General features: G+C 55.7%; 18 protein-coding genes and 1 tRNA gene. 14 read left to right on the top strand and 5 right to left on the bottom strand.

From position 1 onward, the window contains the following. The first annotated feature begins 109 nt into the window (after nucleotides 1-109). Nucleotides 110-805: an ABC transporter ATP-binding protein gene (locus ACW9KT_RS07515; RefSeq protein WP_457078936.1), complete on the top strand. Its 696-nt coding sequence runs from the start codon at nucleotides 110-112 to the stop codon at nucleotides 803-805. Nucleotides 806-984: 179 nt separating this feature from the next. Beyond that, nucleotides 985-3,528, top strand: a complete 2,544-nt coding sequence (locus ACW9KT_RS07510) for an ABC transporter permease (RefSeq protein WP_457078934.1) — start codon at nucleotides 985-987, stop codon at nucleotides 3,526-3,528. Between the two features lie 74 nt (nucleotides 3,529-3,602). On the opposite strand, the gene ACW9KT_RS07505 is transcribed toward ACW9KT_RS07510, so the two are convergent. Then, nucleotides 3,603-3,893, bottom strand: coding sequence for a hypothetical protein (locus tag ACW9KT_RS07505; RefSeq protein WP_457078932.1), 291 nt, complete (start codon nucleotides 3,891-3,893; stop codon nucleotides 3,603-3,605). Nucleotides 3,894-4,128: 235 nt separating this feature from the next. Between ACW9KT_RS07505 and umuD the strand changes: the two genes are divergently transcribed. Then, nucleotides 4,129-4,599, top strand: coding sequence for a translesion error-prone DNA polymerase V autoproteolytic subunit (gene umuD, locus ACW9KT_RS07500; protein WP_457078931.1), 471 nt, complete (start codon nucleotides 4,129-4,131; stop codon nucleotides 4,597-4,599). After that, nucleotides 4,583-5,878: a Y-family DNA polymerase gene (locus tag ACW9KT_RS07495; RefSeq protein WP_457078929.1), complete on the top strand. Its 1,296-nt coding sequence runs from the start codon at nucleotides 4,583-4,585 to the stop codon at nucleotides 5,876-5,878. The genes umuD and ACW9KT_RS07495 overlap by 17 nt, the downstream gene beginning before the upstream one ends. A gap of 89 nt (nucleotides 5,879-5,967) precedes the next feature. Here ACW9KT_RS07495 and ACW9KT_RS07490 read toward each other — a convergent pair. Further along, nucleotides 5,968-6,040 (bottom strand) — tRNA-Lys (locus tag ACW9KT_RS07490). A 269-nt stretch (nucleotides 6,041-6,309) separates the two neighbouring features. Between ACW9KT_RS07490 and ACW9KT_RS07485 the strand changes: the two genes are divergently transcribed. Continuing rightward, nucleotides 6,310-6,834 carry a hypothetical protein gene (locus ACW9KT_RS07485; protein WP_457078927.1) on the top strand — a complete coding sequence of 175 codons (525 nt, stop codon included), beginning with the start codon at nucleotides 6,310-6,312 and terminating at the stop codon, nucleotides 6,832-6,834. Between the two features lie 180 nt (nucleotides 6,835-7,014). On the opposite strand, the gene ACW9KT_RS07480 is transcribed toward ACW9KT_RS07485, so the two are convergent. Next, a complete protein-coding gene (locus ACW9KT_RS07480) occupies nucleotides 7,015-7,821 on the bottom strand; it encodes an SDR family oxidoreductase (protein ID WP_457078925.1) in 807 nt (268 codons plus the stop codon). Nucleotides 7,822-7,982: 161 nt separating this feature from the next. Between ACW9KT_RS07480 and rlmD the strand changes: the two genes are divergently transcribed. From rlmD to ACW9KT_RS07465, 3 genes are all read left to right on the top strand, one after another. Next, nucleotides 7,983-9,392 (top strand): 23S rRNA (uracil(1939)-C(5))-methyltransferase RlmD, encoded by a 1,410-nt coding sequence (rlmD, locus tag ACW9KT_RS07475; RefSeq protein WP_457078924.1) that lies wholly within the window; start codon nucleotides 7,983-7,985, stop codon nucleotides 9,390-9,392. Nucleotides 9,393-9,495: 103 nt separating this feature from the next. Continuing rightward, a complete protein-coding gene (locus ACW9KT_RS07470; RefSeq protein WP_457078922.1) occupies nucleotides 9,496-9,765 on the top strand; it encodes a GIY-YIG nuclease family protein in 270 nt (89 codons plus the stop codon). 75 nt (nucleotides 9,766-9,840) lie between these two features. Beyond that, complete coding sequence (locus tag ACW9KT_RS07465) at nucleotides 9,841-10,215, top strand: hypothetical protein (RefSeq protein ID WP_187308949.1); 375 nt, start codon at nucleotides 9,841-9,843, stop codon at nucleotides 10,213-10,215. An 84-nt stretch (nucleotides 10,216-10,299) separates the two neighbouring features. Here ACW9KT_RS07465 and thiL read toward each other — a convergent pair whose 3' ends face one another. Then, a complete protein-coding gene (thiL, locus tag ACW9KT_RS07460) occupies nucleotides 10,300-11,328 on the bottom strand; it encodes a thiamine-phosphate kinase (RefSeq protein ID WP_457078920.1) in 1,029 nt (342 codons plus the stop codon). A 163-nt stretch (nucleotides 11,329-11,491) separates the two neighbouring features. Here thiL and ACW9KT_RS07455 point away from each other — a divergent pair, with 163 nt between their 5' ends. From ACW9KT_RS07455 to ACW9KT_RS07430, 6 genes are all read left to right on the top strand, one after another. After that, nucleotides 11,492-12,082, top strand: coding sequence for a TetR/AcrR family transcriptional regulator (locus tag ACW9KT_RS07455; protein ID WP_457078918.1), 591 nt, complete (start codon nucleotides 11,492-11,494; stop codon nucleotides 12,080-12,082). 32 nt (nucleotides 12,083-12,114) lie between these two features. Beyond that, a complete protein-coding gene (gene paaA, locus ACW9KT_RS07450) occupies nucleotides 12,115-13,104 on the top strand; it encodes a 1,2-phenylacetyl-CoA epoxidase subunit PaaA (protein WP_133272234.1) in 990 nt (329 codons plus the stop codon). A gap of 146 nt (nucleotides 13,105-13,250) precedes the next feature. Beyond that, on the top strand, nucleotides 13,251-13,931 hold the full coding sequence (locus ACW9KT_RS07445) for a phenylacetic acid degradation b (protein ID WP_457078916.1): 681 nt from the start codon (nucleotides 13,251-13,253) through the stop codon (nucleotides 13,929-13,931). Continuing rightward, on the top strand, nucleotides 13,928-14,683 hold the full coding sequence (gene paaC / locus ACW9KT_RS07440) for a 1,2-phenylacetyl-CoA epoxidase subunit PaaC (protein WP_457078914.1): 756 nt from the start codon (nucleotides 13,928-13,930) through the stop codon (nucleotides 14,681-14,683). The genes ACW9KT_RS07445 and paaC overlap by 4 nt, the downstream gene beginning before the upstream one ends. Before the next feature lie 64 nt (nucleotides 14,684-14,747). Continuing rightward, entirely contained in the window at nucleotides 14,748-15,227 is a 480-nt protein-coding gene (gene paaD, locus ACW9KT_RS07435; RefSeq protein ID WP_457078912.1) for a 1,2-phenylacetyl-CoA epoxidase subunit PaaD, read from the top strand. A 47-nt stretch (nucleotides 15,228-15,274) separates the two neighbouring features. Further along, nucleotides 15,275-15,874, top strand: coding sequence for a hypothetical protein (locus ACW9KT_RS07430; protein WP_457078910.1), 600 nt, complete (start codon nucleotides 15,275-15,277; stop codon nucleotides 15,872-15,874). Between the two features lie 193 nt (nucleotides 15,875-16,067). On the opposite strand, the gene ACW9KT_RS07425 is transcribed toward ACW9KT_RS07430, so the two are convergent. Then, nucleotides 16,068-17,813 carry a M3 family oligoendopeptidase gene (locus ACW9KT_RS07425; protein ID WP_457078908.1) on the bottom strand — a complete coding sequence of 582 codons (1,746 nt, stop codon included), beginning with the start codon at nucleotides 17,811-17,813 and terminating at the stop codon, nucleotides 16,068-16,070. Nucleotides 17,814-17,866 lie beyond the last annotated feature (53 nt).

The raw sequence follows: 17,866 nt of genomic DNA, 5'->3' as shown, positions 1-17,866 counted from the left end.
TAAGATAGTTGCGTAACGACAGAAAGTATTACAGAGGTTAAACCGTCGTTTAGGATGCAGCTATTCCCTCTGTTACAGTTCCTTTTAACAACACATACGTCCATTCTTCGTGCTCAAAGTAGAAAATCTCACTAAATCATACGCCAGTGGCGGCCGGGCGCTCACGGTGCTGGAGGCCGTCAGCTTTGAATTACAGGCTCAAGACACATTCGCGATTGTAGGCCCCTCAGGCAGCGGTAAGACCACCCTGCTAGGCCTTTGCGCCGGCCTCGACCGAGCCAGCGCGGGCAGCGTGTGGCTCAACGGGATTCAGCTCGACAATCTCAGCGAAGACCAGCGCGCCGCCGTGCGCAACGAGCACGTGGGCTTCATTTTTCAGAATTTCCAGCTTCTTCCCTCCCTCACGGCTCTCGAAAATGTGCTGGTACCTTTGGAGCTGCGCGGCGTGCGCGGCGGTACCAAAACCGCCCAGGAGTTGCTGGAGCGCGTAGGCCTAGGAGGCCGCGGCCACCACTATCCTACCCAACTTTCCGGCGGCGAGCAGCAACGTGTGTCCCTAGCCCGCGCCTTCGCCAATCGACCCAAAATCCTCTTCGCCGACGAGCCCACCGGCAACCTCGACGCCGACACTAGCGCCACGGTAGTAGAGCTGCTGTTTGAGCTAAACCGCGAGGCCGGCACCACGCTCGTGCTAGTAACCCACGACCTGGAGCTGGCCGCCCGCACCCAGCGCATCGTGCGCATCAAGGGTGGCGCTGTGGTCTCGGATACGGTTAATCAGGGAAGTGTACAGGTGGGGATATAGAGGGATTACCCAAAGTTCGACCCTCAAGGCGGTCATGCAGAGCACAGCGAAGCATCTCGCTCGCTTCGTTGAGTTACCATTGCAACATCAGCACGCGAGATGCTTCGCTGCGCTCTGCATGACGTTCTAATACGAGGCCGCCTATTTTATTATTAACGCTAATCTGAGCTTTTTAACTCATGTCTAATCTTCCCTGGCTTTGGCGCATGGCGTGGCGCGACAGCCGCCGCAGCCGCTCGCGGCTGCTGCTATTTACGTCGGCCATTGTGCTGGGCATCGCGGCGCTGGTGGGCATCAACGGCTTCGGCGACAACCTGGCCCGCAGTATCGACGAGCAGGCCCGCGAACTGGTGGGGGCCGATTTGGTGCTCTCCGCCAGCCAGCCCTTTGACTCTACTCTGCAAACTACCCTGCGTCAGCTCGGCCAGCGCCGCAGCGACGAGGTAGCTTTTGCCTCGCTAGTCCAGTTTCCTAAAGGTCAGGGCGTGCGCCTGGCCCAGGTGCGGGCCCTCACGGGGGGCTTTCCTTACTATGGCGAATGGCTCACGGAGCCCGCGGCGGCCGTCGCCGCATTCCGCGAAGGCGGTGCCGCTGGTCAGCGCGTGGCTTTAGTCGATGATGCGCTGCTGGCCCAGTTTGCCGCCCGGCCCGGCGATTCTATCAAGGTTGGAGAGCTGACTTTCCGCATTGCGGGGCGCGTGCGCAAGACGCCGGGCCAGTCGGGTTTTAGCGCCTCGGTGGCCCCCACAGTGTTCATTCCCCGTGAGTTGGTGGAGCAAACGGGTTTGTTGCAGCGCGGCAGCCGGGTGCAGTACCGTACCTATTACCAGTTTGCGCCCGGCACCAATGTTGACCAGCTCATCAAGCCCCTGACGGCCCGCCTCGACCAAGCTAACATCGACAGCGACACTGTGGCCGAGCGCAAGCGGCAGACAGGGCGCTCGTTTACTAACGTCACCCGCTTTCTGAATCTGGTGGCTTTCGTGGCGCTGCTGCTAGGCTGCGTGGGCGTGGCCAGCGCCGTGAGTTTGTACGTGCGCGAAAAGGTGGCTGCTGTGGCGGTGCTGCGCTGCCTGGGCGCCAGCGGCTGGCAGGCCGTCCTGATTTATTTGCTCCAAACAGCGCTTATGGGCCTGCTAGGGGCCATTTTGGGCGCAGCGTTGGGCACCGGTATTCAACTCTTACTGCCCCAAGTGGTCGAAGGCTTTTTGCCTGTTACGGTGAGCGTGGCTATTTCGTGGTCGGCGGTGGCAGAAGGCATTGTTACGGGGGTATTTGTGGCCGTACTATTTGCCTTGTTGCCCTTGCTGAGCATCCGGCGGGTGTCGCCGCTTCGCACCCTGCGGGCTTCGTTGGAGGAAGATACTGCTGGTCCTGATCCGCTGCGGGGCATAGTGTACGGGCTGATTCTGGCCTTCATCACCGGTTTTGCCTACCTCCAAACCCGCGACTGGAAGCTGGCGTTGGGCTTTGCGGGGGGCTTATTGCTCACGTTTGCCGTGCTGGCAGGCTTGGGCGAAGGCCTGCGCCGCTTGGTTCGGCGCTATTTTCCCAGTTCCTGGAGCTATGTGTGGCGCCAAGGCCTAGCCAACTTGTATCGGCCTAACAATCAGACCTTACTGCTCACGGTATCCATCGGATTGGGCGTTTTTCTGCTGGCAACGTTGTACTTATTACAAGGCTTGCTCCTGAGTCAGGTAGAAATATCGTCTACCAATGGGCAGCCAAATCTGGTGTTGTTTGATATTCAATCCGGCCAGCGGGAAGGCGTCACGCAGCTGGTGAAGCGCAATGGCCTGCCCGTGTTGCAGCAAGTCCCCGTCGTGACCATGCGCTTGTCGGCCATCAACGAGCGCTCGGCGGCGGAGCTGAAAAAAGATACCGCCAGCGGCGTTTCCAAAGGCGCTTTGGGCCGGGAGTACCGCGTCACTTACCGCGACTCCCTCATCAGTTCCGAAACTTTAGCCGCCGGTAAGGCTCCTTTCCTCGGCGCCGATGGAATTCCGCGTGTTTCTTTTGATGACGGTTTTACCGACCGGCTTAAAATCAAGATTGGTGACACGCTGACCTTCAACGTGCAGGGCGCCCCGCTGGTCACCATCGTAGGCGGCACCCGCACTGTTGATTGGAGTCGGGTACAAACCAACTTCTTGGTCGTCTTTCCCAAAGGCGTGCTGGAGCCGGCGCCGCAATTTCACGTGCTGCTCACCCGCGTCCCCGATAATGTCCGTCTGGCCACCGTGCAGCGCGAACTGGTCGCGAATTTCCCCAACGTATCGGCCATCGACTTAGGCTTGATTCTGCAAACTCTGGACGAGATTCTTACCAAAATCTCCTTTGTGATTCGCTTTATGGCCTTGTTCAGCATGGCTACAGGCCTGTTGGTGCTGGTGAGTTCAGTCGTAGTGAGTCGCTACCAGCGGGTGCGGGAAAGTGTACTGCTGCGCACGTTGGGCGCTAGTCGGGCCCAGATTCTGCGCATTACCTTGGTCGAGTATGCACTGCTGGGCTTGCTGGCGGCGGTAGCGGGCTTGGGTTTATCCGTAATGGCAGCCTGGGCCCTGGGCGCATTTGTGTTTGAAGTGCCCTTCGCGCCCCAAATCGGTCCATTGCTTCTGTTAGCCGCTCTTACTACCACGCTCACCGCCATCATCGGCCTGCTCAACAGCCGCGACGTGCTGACGCGCCCGCCACTAGAAGTGCTGCGTGGCGAGGTTAGCTGACCAGTTTACTAAACGCATAAAAAAGCCCCCCAGAACTTTTCTGGGGGGCTTTTTTATGCGTTTTACGTGGGCTGCTAATTGTATTGTTCGCCTGGCTCCCACCGTTCGTCTGCTTTGTAAAAGGTGGAGTTTATGTGCTTGGGTTTTGGCTTGATTTCCCCGTCTCGTGTCAGAATATCTCTGATCAGATCTTCTACCTTTCCTTGTGGAATGGCTCTCATCGTTATATCCGCTTCAGAGCGTGTCATGATGATGGCCACGTCAATTAGGCCCGGGGCAGACTCTATCTGGCGAAACGCAACGACCTGATCCAAGTTTATGGTGATGGGCAAGTCCGCGCCATCTCGTAAGGGTTTGAACATCATAGGTGTGTTGCTTAAGGGTGGATAACGCTAGTAAGATAGCACCTTTATTTTAGCAGATAGCGGGTTTAAGCTGAACAGTTGTTATTCCTGTAACTCATCTACTACCTAAGGCTAAGCCTGATTCATGTTTTGTTTTCATCACTCTACAGTCATGTTCTACTAAAATTATTGTCAATACTTATACTAATTTAATTAGCATAGCGTATACTTGCATCAAACCTATTGCTGCGTTGGTATGCGTGACTTTGTAATTGTTTCTGTTTTACGCCAGCCTGTATGGCTACCTTTTATCCAGAGCCTGGTACCCGCTGGCTTTCCCTCCCCCGCCCAAGACCACGAATCTGCCGCCCTAGACCTGAACGCCCTATTGCTGCCCCACCCCGATGCTACCTACCTGATTCGGGCCTACGGCGACAGTATGATGGGCGGGGAGGATGGCATCCGCAGTGGCTCGTTGCTGGCCGTCGATTGCACGCTCGAGCCCCGTTCCAATGATGTCGTCATTGCTTCCTTGGATGGCATGGATTACACGCTCAAACGTCTCATTCAGCGCCCCGATCAGTCGTGGTGGCTGGTGCCGGATAACCCCAGCTACGCGGCTATTCCGATTGAAACGCCCGATGTATTCACCGTTTGGGGCGTGGTGACGCACATCGTGAACGAAACCCGTCCCGGCAAACTCGGCCAATATGTTCGCGCTCGTTGATTGCAATGAATTCTACGTGAGCTGTGAACGGGCTTTTCAAAATAAGCTTAGAGGTGTGCCCGTAGTGGTGCTGAGCAACAATGACGGCTGCGTCATTTCACGCTCCTTAGAAGCCAAAGCGCTGGGAATCAAAATGGGCGAGCCGTATTTCAAGTTAAAGCCGCTGCTGGAGCAACACGGTGTGCGGGTTTTTTCCAGCAACTACGCTCTCTACGGCGACATGAGCCGCCGCGTGATGTACTATTTGGGCTCGGTGGTGCCCGATATTGAGATTTATTCCATCGACGAAGCTTTTCTGGATCTGCGTGGCATGGAGCGCTACCGCGGCGACCTAGTCGAATATGCCGCCAACCTCAAAAAAGAGGTCTACCGGCGCACGCATATTCCTACCTGCATTGGCATCGGCCCCACCAAAACGCTGGCTAAGCTCGCCAACCGCCTAAGCAAGAAAAACCCAGCGCTGGGGGGCATTTGTTATCTCGATACTGAAGCCAAACGGCAGTGGGCCTTGGAGCAAGTGGCCGTGGAGGATGTGTGGGGTATTGGCCGCCAGTACGCCGTTAAGATGCACGAGGGCGGCATTCATACCGCCGCTGCGCTGGCCCAGTGCTCCGAGTCGTGGGTGCGCAAGCACTTGGGCGGCGTAGTGGGCGCTCGCCTGGTGCGCGAGCTCCAGGGTTTTCCCTGCCACGCCTTCCAGCCCCATGAGGAAGGCGCCGCTCCCGAGCGGCAAAGCATTGCCTGCACGCGCACATTTGGCACGCCTCTCTCCACATTTCCCGATTTGCTGGGCGCCATTGGTGCCTTTGCATCGCGAGCCGCCGAAAAGCTGCGGCGTCAAGGCTCGGCCGTCAACACGATGACCGTCTTTATCAGTAAAAACAAGTATGGTACTGCTCCGCCGCCCTACACCTTCTCCACCGTCGTGGCGCTGCCCGTAGCCACCGATGATACCGCCGATTTGCTGCGCCACGCTCGCATTGCGCTAAAGCGAATCTGGCAGCCCGGCACGGCTTATACGAAGGCCGGGGTGGTGCTCGCCGGATTAGAAACGGCCGGTCAGCAGCAGCTCAGCTTGTTTTCTGCGTCAAACCGAGGGGAAGCCCGCGCCCAGCTTCTGCAGGATCTCGACCAACTCAATCAACGCTTCGGTGCGGGCACCGTCCGGTTTGCAACGGCCATGATTCCCAAAGGCAAGCAGCAAGTACCCTGGCTTGGCAATGCTGATTTCAAGAGTGGCGCCTACACTACCAACTGGGATGAATTGTGGGCTTTGTAGTTTTTGGCGGCTAACCCAGCCGGCATTTAGCAGACCAAAACGCGGAAGTAATAAAAAAGAAAAAGCCTCAACTTTCGTTGAGGCTTTTGTGATCCCGCTGGGATTCGAACCCAGGACCCATACATTAAAAGTGTATTGCTCTACCAGCTGAGCTACAGAATCGTTTATTTGCAAGTGGAAAACGCCTTCCTTGATTGCGGGTACAAAAGTAGAGGGGCGCTCCTTAACCACCAAACGTTTTGCTAAAAAAACTGTATCTTTTTTTTCTTTTTTGGACCTTTTGTAGTCAACCTGTTCTGGCCCAAAAGAATAGCCGAGCTTTAGCCAAAGCAGATTCTTTGTTTGAGGCTGGTGCTTACGAGCAAGCTTACCCTTTATACCGGCAAGTATTGCGGCAGGAGCAACTGGCCTCACCCCGCTTGCTTTTGCGCATGGCCTACATTCAAGAGGGATTGGAGCACTATGCAGCGGCTCTTTATTATTTAAGCCTTGCCCAGGCGCGCCAACCTCGTGCCGCCACCTGGCGCAAAATGACCGAACTGGCCCAGAACTATCGCCTCACTGGCTATTCCGACACGTGGCAGCAACAGCTATCCATCACGCTACGACGCTACTACTACCGGGTACTGCAATTGTTGCTAGTAGGGGCAGTAGGGGGCGGTACACTCCTGTTTTTGCGTCGCCATCAATCGGGGCCCGCTTGGTGGGGCGTGTATGCCGGCTACCTAGGCCTAACGGTTGTTTATCTAAACATCTTCGGCCCGGAGAAGGTGGGCATTGTATCGCAGCCCACCGCGGCACTAATGGGTGCTCCCAGCCCTGGAGCAAACTGGCTAACTACCGCCGCTGCCGGCGACCGACTAGTAGTGGTAGGCCAACGCGACATCTGGTACGAAGTGCAATGGCGTGGACAGTCCGCTTACATCCGGCGCCACGATTTGATGCTTGTGCAATGAGAAAAAGCCCCCCAGACACCTTTACTTAAGGCTGGGGGGCTTTTTCTTATTAACTAATAAATGCGGTCATGCAGAGCACAACGAAGCATCTCGCGTGCTGAGGTTGCTATGGTAACTCAAAGAAGCGAGCGAGATGCTCCGCTCTGCATGACGGCCTTTGATGATCTGAATAATTTACACTTACTTCACCGGAGACCCTTCTTCTTTACGAAAGTGATTGAGTACAAGCTTGTCTGTGAGGCTAGGAAGCCATTTGTTTAGAAAGACTGTAAGCTTGCCTTGGCCAGTGAGCACGAGGTCGCGGCGGCGCTGCTGCACAGCGCGTAACAGGTGGCCGGCTACTTCTTCGCTGCTCATCATCTGGCCTTCGTCGCGGGGCGACTCACCTTGGGCCGAGCCATCGGCGGCCAGGGCGGTCTGGCGGATGTTGGAAGCGGTGAATCCGGGGCAAGCAACGAGCACGTGTACACCTTGGGGCAATAACTCGGTGCGGAGAGCTTCCAGGAAGCCTTGCATGGCAAATTTGGAGGCTGAGTAACCTGTGCGGCCGGGCAGCCCGCGGTAACCGGCGATGCTGGAGATGCCCACGATAGAGCCTTTGGCGGCTATAATATGGGGCAAGGCAAACTTGGTAGTGAAAACAGTGCCGAAGAAGTTGGTCTGCATCAGGCGCTTAATTACCTCCAAATCAGCATCCTGAAATAAGGCCCGCATGGAAATACCGGCATTATTAATCAACACATCAAGGCGGCCGAAAACGGCTATGGTTTCCTCAATGGCGCGGGCTGAATCGGCTTCTACGCCTACATCGGCGCGCACGGTGCAGTGCTGAATGCCGAGTTGGGTGAGCTGCTGGGCGGTTTCGGCGAGCTTGGCTTGGTCGCGACCCGTGACCACGACGCGGGCGCCGGCTTGCCCAAAAACCACGGCACAGGCCCGGCCGATACCCGAGGTACCGCCGGTGATGAGCACTACTTTATCTTTCATAAGCCATTGTTCAAGCAGAAGCCGACACACAACTTTGCGGCCCGCTGAGAACAAAACTACGGTTTTTGCCGCGCCGCTGGGGGGCTTTTTTGAAAGCCGAGTGCTTGGCTAATGCGCCTCATCGGCTGGCAAGGCCGCTACTTTGCCCTACCTTTGTCCTCGTGAGAAAATCAGTAAAAAACATCCCAGCGGAGACGCTCCGCGAAATAGAAATCACCACCATGGTAGCCGAGGGCAAATGCCTCGTGCGCCAGGATAATCTGGTCATTTTCGTGACCGGCGTAGCGCCCGGTGACGTGGTGGATCTGCGCATTACCAAAGCCAAAAAAAACTTCCTGGAAGCCATACCCACGCGTTTCCACAAGTACTCTGACCTGCGCGTGGAGCCTTTTTGCCAGCACTTTGGTACCTGCGGGGGCTGCAAATGGCAGCACTTGGGCTACGATACCCAGCTTCAGTACAAGCAGCAGCAGGTGGAGGATACGTTGCAGCGCATTGGCAAGGTAGAAATGCCCCCCGTGGCCTCCATTCAGCATTCGCCGGCCCGCACGTACTACCGCAACAAGCTCGAATACACCTTTAGCCACAACGGCTGGCTCACCAACGAGCAGATTCAGTCGGGCGCGGAGATTGAGCGCCGGGTGCTGGGCTTCCACACCCCGGCCCGCTTCGACAAGATTATCGACGTGCAGCACTGCTGGCTGCAACCCGAGCCCTCAAACGAAATTCGGCTGGCCGTGCGCAACTACGCCCACGAGCACGATTTGCCTTTTAATAATCTGGTGACGCAGGAGGGCTTCTTACGCAATCTTATTATTCGCACGGCCAATACCGGCAACCTGATGGTGATTTTGCAGTGCTATTACCACCACGATGCTCTGGTGCCCCTGCTGGATTATCTGCACGCGAAGTTTCCTCAAATCACTTCGCTCAACTACGTGCTCAACAACAAGGGCAACGAGACTTTCCACGACCTGGAGGTGGTATGCTACAAAGGTGAGCCCCACATTCACGAGGAAATGGAGGGGCTGCGCTTCCGCGTGGGGCCGAAATCCTTCTACCAGACCAACTCCGAGGGCGCGTACAATCTCTACAAAATAGCCCGCGATTTTGCCCAGCTAACTGGCAATGAGCTAGTATACGACCTATACACCGGCGCCGGCACCATCGCCAACTTTGTGGCCCGTCAGGCTCGCCAGGTAATTGGGGTGGAGTATGTGGAGCAGGCCGTGCAGGACGCTTACGTGAACTCGGAAATCAATAATATCACGAACACAGCCTTTTTCGCCGGCGACATGAAGGACGTGCTCACCGCCGAATTCACCGCCCGGCACGGTCGCCCCGACGTCATCATCACCGACCCGCCCCGCGCCGGCATGCACCCCGACGTCGTGCAGCGCCTGCTCGAAATGCGCGCCCCCCGCATCGTGTACGTCAGCTGCAACCCTGCCACCCAAGCGCGGGATTTGGAACTGCTAGATTCTGCGTACCGCGTGACGCGCGTGCAGCCGGTGGATATGTTCCCGCACACGCATCATGTGGAGAATGTGGTGGCGCTGGAGTTGAGGTAAGTTCATTTGATACTCGTCTGTCATCCTGACGAAGGAAGGACCTTATCAGGTTAGCAGGAGCCGTTATAAAACCATTCTCAGCCAATCAATTATGCCATACTACGTGTACATCACCACCAACCCGGCTAGAACGGTTTTGTACATCGGAATTACCAATAGTCTTTCTCAGCGCATGGCGCAGCATTACAGTAACCGTGGTACAAATCAAACTTTTGCTGGGCGCTATTTCTGCTACAATCTGCTATACTTTGAAGAATTTTCTGACAGTAAGGCAGCTATTGAGCGCGAGAAGGAACTGAAAGGCTGGACGCGAGCGAAAAAAGAAGCGCTAATTGCTTCATATAATTATGACTGGCTTTTTTTGCAGCCGTAGAAAACACAAGAATGCATCGGCGATAAGGTCCTTCCTTCGTCAGGATGACAATGAAAACAACGACTGCTGCGTAACATGGACTACTCTAACGACCCCGAACTGAACGGTAAATACTTGGGCACCATCACCAAGGACTTTGCCACGGTATCGGACACGCTGAAAGAAGCTTCTTATCAAATTCGGAAGCGGGAGATTTCTAAGTATCCCATCTTCGTGTTTGCCCGGCAGGAGGTGCCGCTGGGGGGCCTTTTGGTGAATGCCGACGAGCTAAACCTGGAGTGGCACGTCTTCGCCTCGTATCTGGATGTATTTGTGCAGCAGCGCGTTATCAGCCCGGAAGGCATAGAGGCTTTTGAGCAGACTTATAAAGACCCGGAAGAGTATTGCTGCTTATTCGTGCTGGATGAGGAGTTTACGAATTTCGTGTACGTGCCTTATCCTGAGGATTAGGTTTCAGATGTAGACAACCAACGAAAAAGCCCCCCAGACTGGTCTGGGGGGCTTTTTCGTTGGTTGTCTACAAGATATTATGCTCTAGAAATGCTGGAAACCTTGCGCCGTGATAGGGACGGGCTGGCCGGCTTTGGTGATGAGGTTTACGCCGTCGCTTTTTTCTGTGATATGGCCGAGAATGGTGATGTCGGGGTGGTTTTTGATTTTGGCGTGGTCGGCTAGGGGCAGCGTGAAGAGGAGCTCGTAATCCTCTCCGCCATTGAGCATGCACATGATGGGGTCGAGGTTGAACTCGTTGGCGACTTCCAGCATGGGATTGGCGGCGGGCAGATTCTCGGAGAAAATGCGGGCTCCTGTACCGGAGGCCGTGCAGATGTGCAGGATTTCGGAGGCCAGGCCGTCGGAAATATCAATCATGCTGGTGGGCGTGAGGCCTAGGTCGCGCAGCTCATGGATGACATCCATACGAGCTTCGGGGCGGAGCTGGCGCTGGAGCACGTAGGTGTAGTTGGCTAGCTCGGGCTGCATTTCGGGGTCGGCGAGGAAGGCGGCTTTTTCGCGTTCGAGTACTTGCAAGCCCAAAAATGCCCCCCCAAGGTCGCCGGTTACGCAAATCAGGTCGTTGGGCTGGGCGCCGCTGCGGCGCACGGCGCGGCCGGTTTCCACCTGTCCCATGGCCGTGATGCTGATGGTGAGGCCGCCGCGACTGGCGGTGGTGTCGCCGCCTACCAGGTCTACGTTGTAGGCTTCGCAGGCCAGGCGCATGCCTTCGTACAGTTCCTCAATGGCCTCCACGGAGTAGCGGCTGCCGATGGCGAGGCCTACTACAATTTGCGTGGGCAGGGCGTTCATGGCGGCAATATCCGACACATTGACGGCCACAGCTTTGTAGCCTACGTGCTTTAGAGGGCAAAAAGTAAGGTCGAAGTGGACGCCTTCCACCAGCAGGTCGGTGCTCACCACGATATCGTGTTGGGCAGCGGGCGTCAGGATTGCGGCGTCGTCGCCGATGCCGAGCGTGGTGCTGGGCTGGCGCAGGGTGATGGTTTCTTGGATGCGGCGGATAAGGCCGAATTCGCCGACTTTATCGAGAGGTGTAATATCGCTCATAGGTGCAAAGGTACGTGGTCTTTCGGGCTGGCGTTGGCAGCATTTTGCCCGCGGGCGCCACCGCTAAACAGTAATGAGGTTACTCAGTGATTTGCAACGATATACTAAACGCAACTTCCACTTGCTAACGAACGTTAGGAACCTTAGCTTTGTTGACTTGAATATGGAAGCCACTGCCCCTACCCTTTCGCGTAAAGCCCAGATCGACCAGACGGCTACGGCTCTGTTTCGGACGCGGGGTTTTGCGGCCACCAGCATGCGTGAGCTAGCGGAGGCGTTAGGCTTGGAGGCGGGCAGCTTGTATTCCCATATTAAGTCCAAGCAGGAGTTGCTGCACCGCATCTGCTTCCGCTTGGCCGACGATTTTTTTGCTGGTTTTGCCGCTGCTACGCATGATGCGGCCGAGCCCGCTGCCGTGCAGCTGCGTCGGGCCATCGAAAGCCATGTGCGCGTGCTGACCCAGGATGTAGCCGCTTCTGCCGTGTTTCTGCACGAGTGGCGCCACCTGAGCGAACCCGCCCGCACCGAGTTTTTGGCTTTGCGCGAGCGGTACGAAGCCGGCTTTCGGCACCTAATTCAGCGCGGCATCGAGCAAAACGACTTGCGCACGCCTGATGCCGCCTTTGCAACGCTCACGCTTCTAGCTAGCCTGAACTGGCTGCCTACCTGGTATAAACCCGAGGGCAAATTGCCCCCCAGCGAAATTGCGCACCGCTTGGCTGGCCAGCTGTTGCTTGGTTTGGCCAACTCCTAACTTTAGCATTCCACCCTCATAATCCCACCCTTATGTACGGCTCCGCAAGCACCCACGATATTCCGGCCAGCGCTACTACCGGCCTCGAAAACGAAGATCCAATCCTGTTGGCTGAGTTCGAGGCACGCATTGCCCGTGGCGAAAAAATCGAGCCTCGGGACTGGATGCCGGCTTTGTACCGCAAGCAGCTCATTCGCATGATTGAGCAGCATGCCCACTCCGAAATCATTGGTTCCCTGCCCGAGGGCACCTGGATTACGCGGGCTCCTGGCTTTCGTCGCAAGATGGCTCAAATGGCCAAAGTGCAGGACGAAGTAGGCCATGCTCAGCTACTGTATTCGGCAGCTGAAACGTTGGGCAAAACCCGCGAGCAGATGCTTTCTGACCTGATTAACGGCAAGAGCAAATACTCCAACGTCTTCAATTACCCCGCCTTCACCTGGGCTGATTCCAACGTTATTTCCTGGCTCATTGACGCCGGTGCTATTGTCAATCAAATGGCAAATGCTAAAGGCAGCTACGGCCCGTATTGCCGCGCCCTGGAACGGATTTGCGCCGAGGAAAGCTTCCATCTGAAGTATGGCCACGATGCTGTAGTGCACTTGGCTACTGGCACGCCCATTCAGCGCCGTATGATTCAGGAGGCTCTGAATCGTTGGTGGCCGCCGATCATGACCTTCTTTGGCCCTTCGGATAAGATGAGCGTGCACACCGAGATTCTGATGCGCTGGAAGGTAAAAATGGCCTCTAATGACCATTGCCGCCAGCAATTCCTCGACATGTACGTGCCCAAAATCTGGGAACTAGGCCTGACGGTGCCCGATGCCAAGCTCCGCAAAAACGAAGATGGCGTGTGGGAATTCACAGAGCCTGATTGGGAAGACTTCAAGCGCGTTATTAATGGCGACGGTCCTTGCAATGCTGAGCGCCTAGCCGTACGCCGCGCCGCCGAAGAAAACGGTGCCTGGGTACGTCGGGCTTTACTTTCGCCTAAGGCGAAGTACGTAAAGCCGCTGGCTTAAGCGATTTGAAATAAAACAGAACGTCATGCAGAGCGGCAGCGAAGCATCTCGCTCGCTTTGTTGAAGTTACCGCTGTAACGACCGTGCGCGAGATGCTTCACTGCCGCTCTGCATGACGTTCCATTAGCTTGACATACGATTCTCCCATGTCCCTCTCCTCTCTCGATCCGCGCATTTCCCGCTTGGGGCTGCCCGATTCGCCCACGCCCCCACCCGATAAACCCGAACTAGACCAGTTCGAGACCTACGAAGTATTTCACCAGAAAAAGGAAGGTACAGCTTACGCTTACGTGGGGCCAGTGCACGCGCCTTCGCTGGATGTGGCTTTTCTATTTGGTAAAGAGCAATATAGCCGCCGTTTTGCGTGTACTGGTCTGTGGGTGACGCCAACCAGCGCAGTGCAAGTAACGGCTTATGGCGACGATGCCGGCTCGGTATACGATACACTGTCTGGGGGGCAAAACGAGGCTACTGAAGTGCCGCTTACTGAATCGGCGGAGGAGCAAGCGGCTTACGCAGCCGGTGAGGAGGACTACGACATTTTCCACTTGAAAAAGCGTGGCAAAGCCCACGTGCACGTTGGAAAGGTGCGCGCTAGCTCGCATGCCATGGCATTGCAGCAGGCCAAAGCAGTGTTTGGCGACCAGCGGCCCGTAGTGAATGTGTGGGTAATTCGTTCGGCTGATATCCTGCGCTCTGATGAGGAGGACCGCGACATCTGGTTGACTACCCCCGAGAAGAAATACCGCGATGCCCTAGCCTACAAAGTGCAGGACAAAATTGAGCGCTTCAAAGCCGAGAACCCCGAAAACGCCCCCCAAGCATGAATACCGACGCGCTAAAAGACCTGCTCTACCGTCTGGCCGACGACCAATTAATCTTGGGCCACCGCAACTCCGAGTGGAACGGCTTAGGACCCATTTTGGAAGAGGACATTGCTTTTTCTTCCATGGCCCAAGACAAGCTGGGCCACAGCCTACAACTCTACACTCTCCTCCACCAGCTCGGCGAAGCCGAGCCTGACACGGTGGCCTTCACCCGAAATGCGCCCCAGTTTCATTGTGCGCAGTTAGTGGAGCTCCCTATCGGTGAATACGACTTCAGCTTGATTCGCCATTTCCTGTATGACCACGCTGAAATTTTGCGCTTTGAGGCTCTAAGTCACAGCAGCTACGAGCCCTTGGCTCAGGTGGCGCGCAAGCTCAAGGGCGAGTTGAAGTACCACACGCTACATGCTAACACATGGATAAAGCAGCTCGGCAGCTCGACGGAAGAAGCCATCGAGCGGCTGCAGGGCTCTTTGAACTACACGTTGCCTTTTGCCCTCGGCTTGTTCGAGAAAACGGCCGCCGAAGACGATATTATTGCAGAAGGCATCTTCGTGGGCGAAGATGAAATCAGGGCGCGCTGGCAGGAAAACATCACCAAAGTTTTAAGTCAGACTGCTTTAGAACTGCCCGCTATGACCACGCTGAAGCCGGTCTTTGGCGGGCGGGTTGGTCAGCATACGGAATATCTGCAGCCCTTGCTCGATGAGATGGCCGAAGTATTTCGGGTCGACCCAACGGCGGAATGGTAACCGGTTGTTGCTTGTTACATAACCGCACTGTCGGCTCCTCGCATCTCACACCACTTGCATACTCATGGATAAAGCCACTATTCTTACCTGGCTCGAAGCGGTAAAAGACCCTGAGATTCCGGTGCTTTCGCTGGTGGATTTGGGGGTAATCCGCGACGTAGTAATTGACGAGAGCGGCCGCGTGACGGTGAAGATGACGCCCACGTTTTCAGGTTGCCCGGCAATGGACTACATGCAGCGCGACGTGGTACAGACCTTGCAAGCGTACGGCGTGGCCGATGTGACAACAGAAATGAGCTTTGAGGAACCTTGGGACACAAATATGGTTTCGGAGAAAGGTCGCGAGGCTTTGAAGAACTTCGGCCTTGCGCCCCCGCCCATGTATCAGGGAATTCTGGACCTCGACATTTTAGAATACGCCCAATGTCCTCATTGTGATAGCCATAACACGGAGCTGCGAACCCCATTTGGAGGAACCTTATGCCGCTCCATGCACTACTGCAACGACTGCCGCCAACTATTTGAACAATTTAAACCTGTTTAGCACTTAACAGCGTATGCTATTCGCCAATTTTCGGCGTTCTTTCCGTTATGAAAAAGTTATTTCCATTGGCCTTCTTCCTTTTAATGGCCGCTTTTACCGCTTGCAAAACTGATCGTGCTAATAAGGCCGCCACGGTGGATCCGGTTTCGCCCGCTGCAGCTAAAGCTCAATTAGATGTGTTCCGTGATACACTGGATGTCCGCTGGACGAAGATGATTGCCAGCGACGACGCCAAGCTTCGCGATACAGAACAGGTATTGCGGGAATTGCGCAAGCAACCCGGCACTGATGCCGCTCAGGTTCAGCAGCTCACTCGGGCCAACGCCCGCCTGAAGTCATTGCGCTATAATCAGCAAACAATGGCCTCCTCCGAGCGCATCGACGCTTACGATGCCGCCCAAGACTCGCTATTGCGGGCCGTGTACACAGTAGCTTTACCTCCCAGCGGCCCCGTTAATGAGACCGTTCAGTCCCTGGCCGAAAGCATTCAAGCTGCCGACAGCGAGGTAATAGGTTATCGCGTCCGCTACGATCAGGCTGCCAAGCAGTTTAATAACTACCTGAAGCTCCACGAGCCCGAAATTTCCAAGCTGGGGGGCAAATACAAGCAGTTGCAGCCAGTGCCCCTATTTGAGCTCCAGCAATAGAGGCTTAATATTCACGTAAAAAAGCCCCCAGACTTAGTCTGGGGGCTTTTTCGTTATAAATCAGACCGTCATGCAGAGCGTAGCGAAGCATCTCGCTCGCGGTAGTAGGATACTAATCCAGCTAAACACGCGAGATACTTCGGCTCCGCCTCTGCATGACGGTCTAAATGACTGAGTTGCTACTTTAAAACGCCTAAAGTTGAGCCATTTCCTCCCGCACAAAGTCAGCGAGTGAGCGCAGATACTCGGTGCTGAAATCGAAACGGATACCAGCAGCAGCGTAGATTTCGCCGATGGGCGCCGTGTAGCCGAGTGCGAGGGCACGCTTGTATGCTTCCAAGCCCTGCTGTGGGTTTTGGCGATAGTTGCGCCACACGGCAATAGCACCAAGCTGAGCCATGGCGTACTCAATGTAATAGAACGGCACTTCGTAGAGGTGCAGCTGCTTCTGCCACAGATACGGCTTGTACTTCTCAAGCCCTTTCCAACTTACGGTGCGCTGGTTGAACTCGTCGAATGTCTGTACCCAACGGGCGTGGCGCTGCTCGGTAGTATGCTCAGGGTTTTCGTAGATCCAGTGCTGAAACTTGTCGATAGTGGCTACCCAGGGGAAGGTTTCGAGCACGCTTTCTAGGTGCGTTTTCTTGGCCCGGCGCAGTTCATCGGCATCGGGAAAAAACTCGTCCCAGTGGTCCATGCTCATTAGCTCCATGCTCATGGAAGCCAACTCAGCTACTTCACTTGGTGGGTGCTTGTCGGCTGATAGCGACAAGCTACGAGTGAGGAAGGAGTGCACGGCATGGCCGCCTTCGTGCAGCATCGTCACTACATCGCGCAACGACGAGGTAGCATTCATAAAGATGAACGGCACGCCGGTTTCGTCCAGCGGATAGTTGTAGCCACCGGGCGCTTTGCCCTTGCGCGACTCCAGATCGAGGTGGCCCATGTGGCGCATTGTGCGCAGGCAGTCACCCAGATATGGATCGAGGTGTTGAAAAACGGTGATGGTTTTTTCGAGCAATTCAGCACCAGTATCAAAAGGGCGCAACGGGGCTTTACCGCTTACGTCTACGTCGAGGTCCCAGGGCCGCAGCTCGGGCAAATTTAGGTCTTGGCGGCGCTCCAGATCGAGATCATCAATGAGGGGCACCACGGTTTCGCGGATGGCGCGGTGGAAGTTAAAGCAGTCCTGGGGCGTGTAATCGAAGCGGCCCAGCGCGGCAAACATGTAGTCGCGGAAGTTCTTGAAACCCGCGTTCAGCGCCATCTGATGGCGTAGGCTCACCAGCTGATTAAACAGCTTATCTAACGGCTCCTTATCCTGAATGCGGCGTTCTTGAATAGCCAGATACGCCTGCTCGCGTACGGCCCGGTCAGGGTTTTTGAGCAGGTCGGCGGCGCGAGGCAAGGTCATTTCCTCGCCGTTAATGGTTACCGTCATGGCGCCCACCGTGGCCGCGTACTGCTGTTGTTTGGTGCTGATATCAGTTTTGAGCGGAATATTCTCAGCCCGATAGATTTCTAAAGCCTGCCGCACCGAGCGGATAAACACGCGGTAGCGCTGCGGATCAAGCGCGCCCACGTGTTCCGACTGCATCAGCTTCTCGTTGAGCGCATGGTCGTAGGGTGCCACGTTGGGCTCTATTTCATTCACGAAATACTGGAAAGCCTCCGACCGTCCCTCATCCTGGGTATCGCAGGTCATGCGGATATAGCGCCAGGCCAGGTTTTCGCTGAGTACGCTTTCTAGCTCGCTGCGGTCGAGCATCCAGTTTTCAAGCTCCTCGGGGGTATTTATTTCCCGATCACGCAGTTCAATTAGATAAGGTTCGAGAGCAGACCAGTCGGTGACAACAAAATCTTCGGGTAGGTAGCGGCGGACGGGGCGCTGGGTATCCGTGGCCGAAGCGAGCTGAATTTCGGGGGCGTCGTTTAGCATAATAAGTACAAGATAAGCCAGCAGTTTTTATTGTCGGAGTTTGATGCGAGGCC

This window comes from Hymenobacter sp. HD11105, from assembly GCF_054051685.1.
This window is presented reverse-complemented; position numbering and strand designations above follow the sequence as displayed.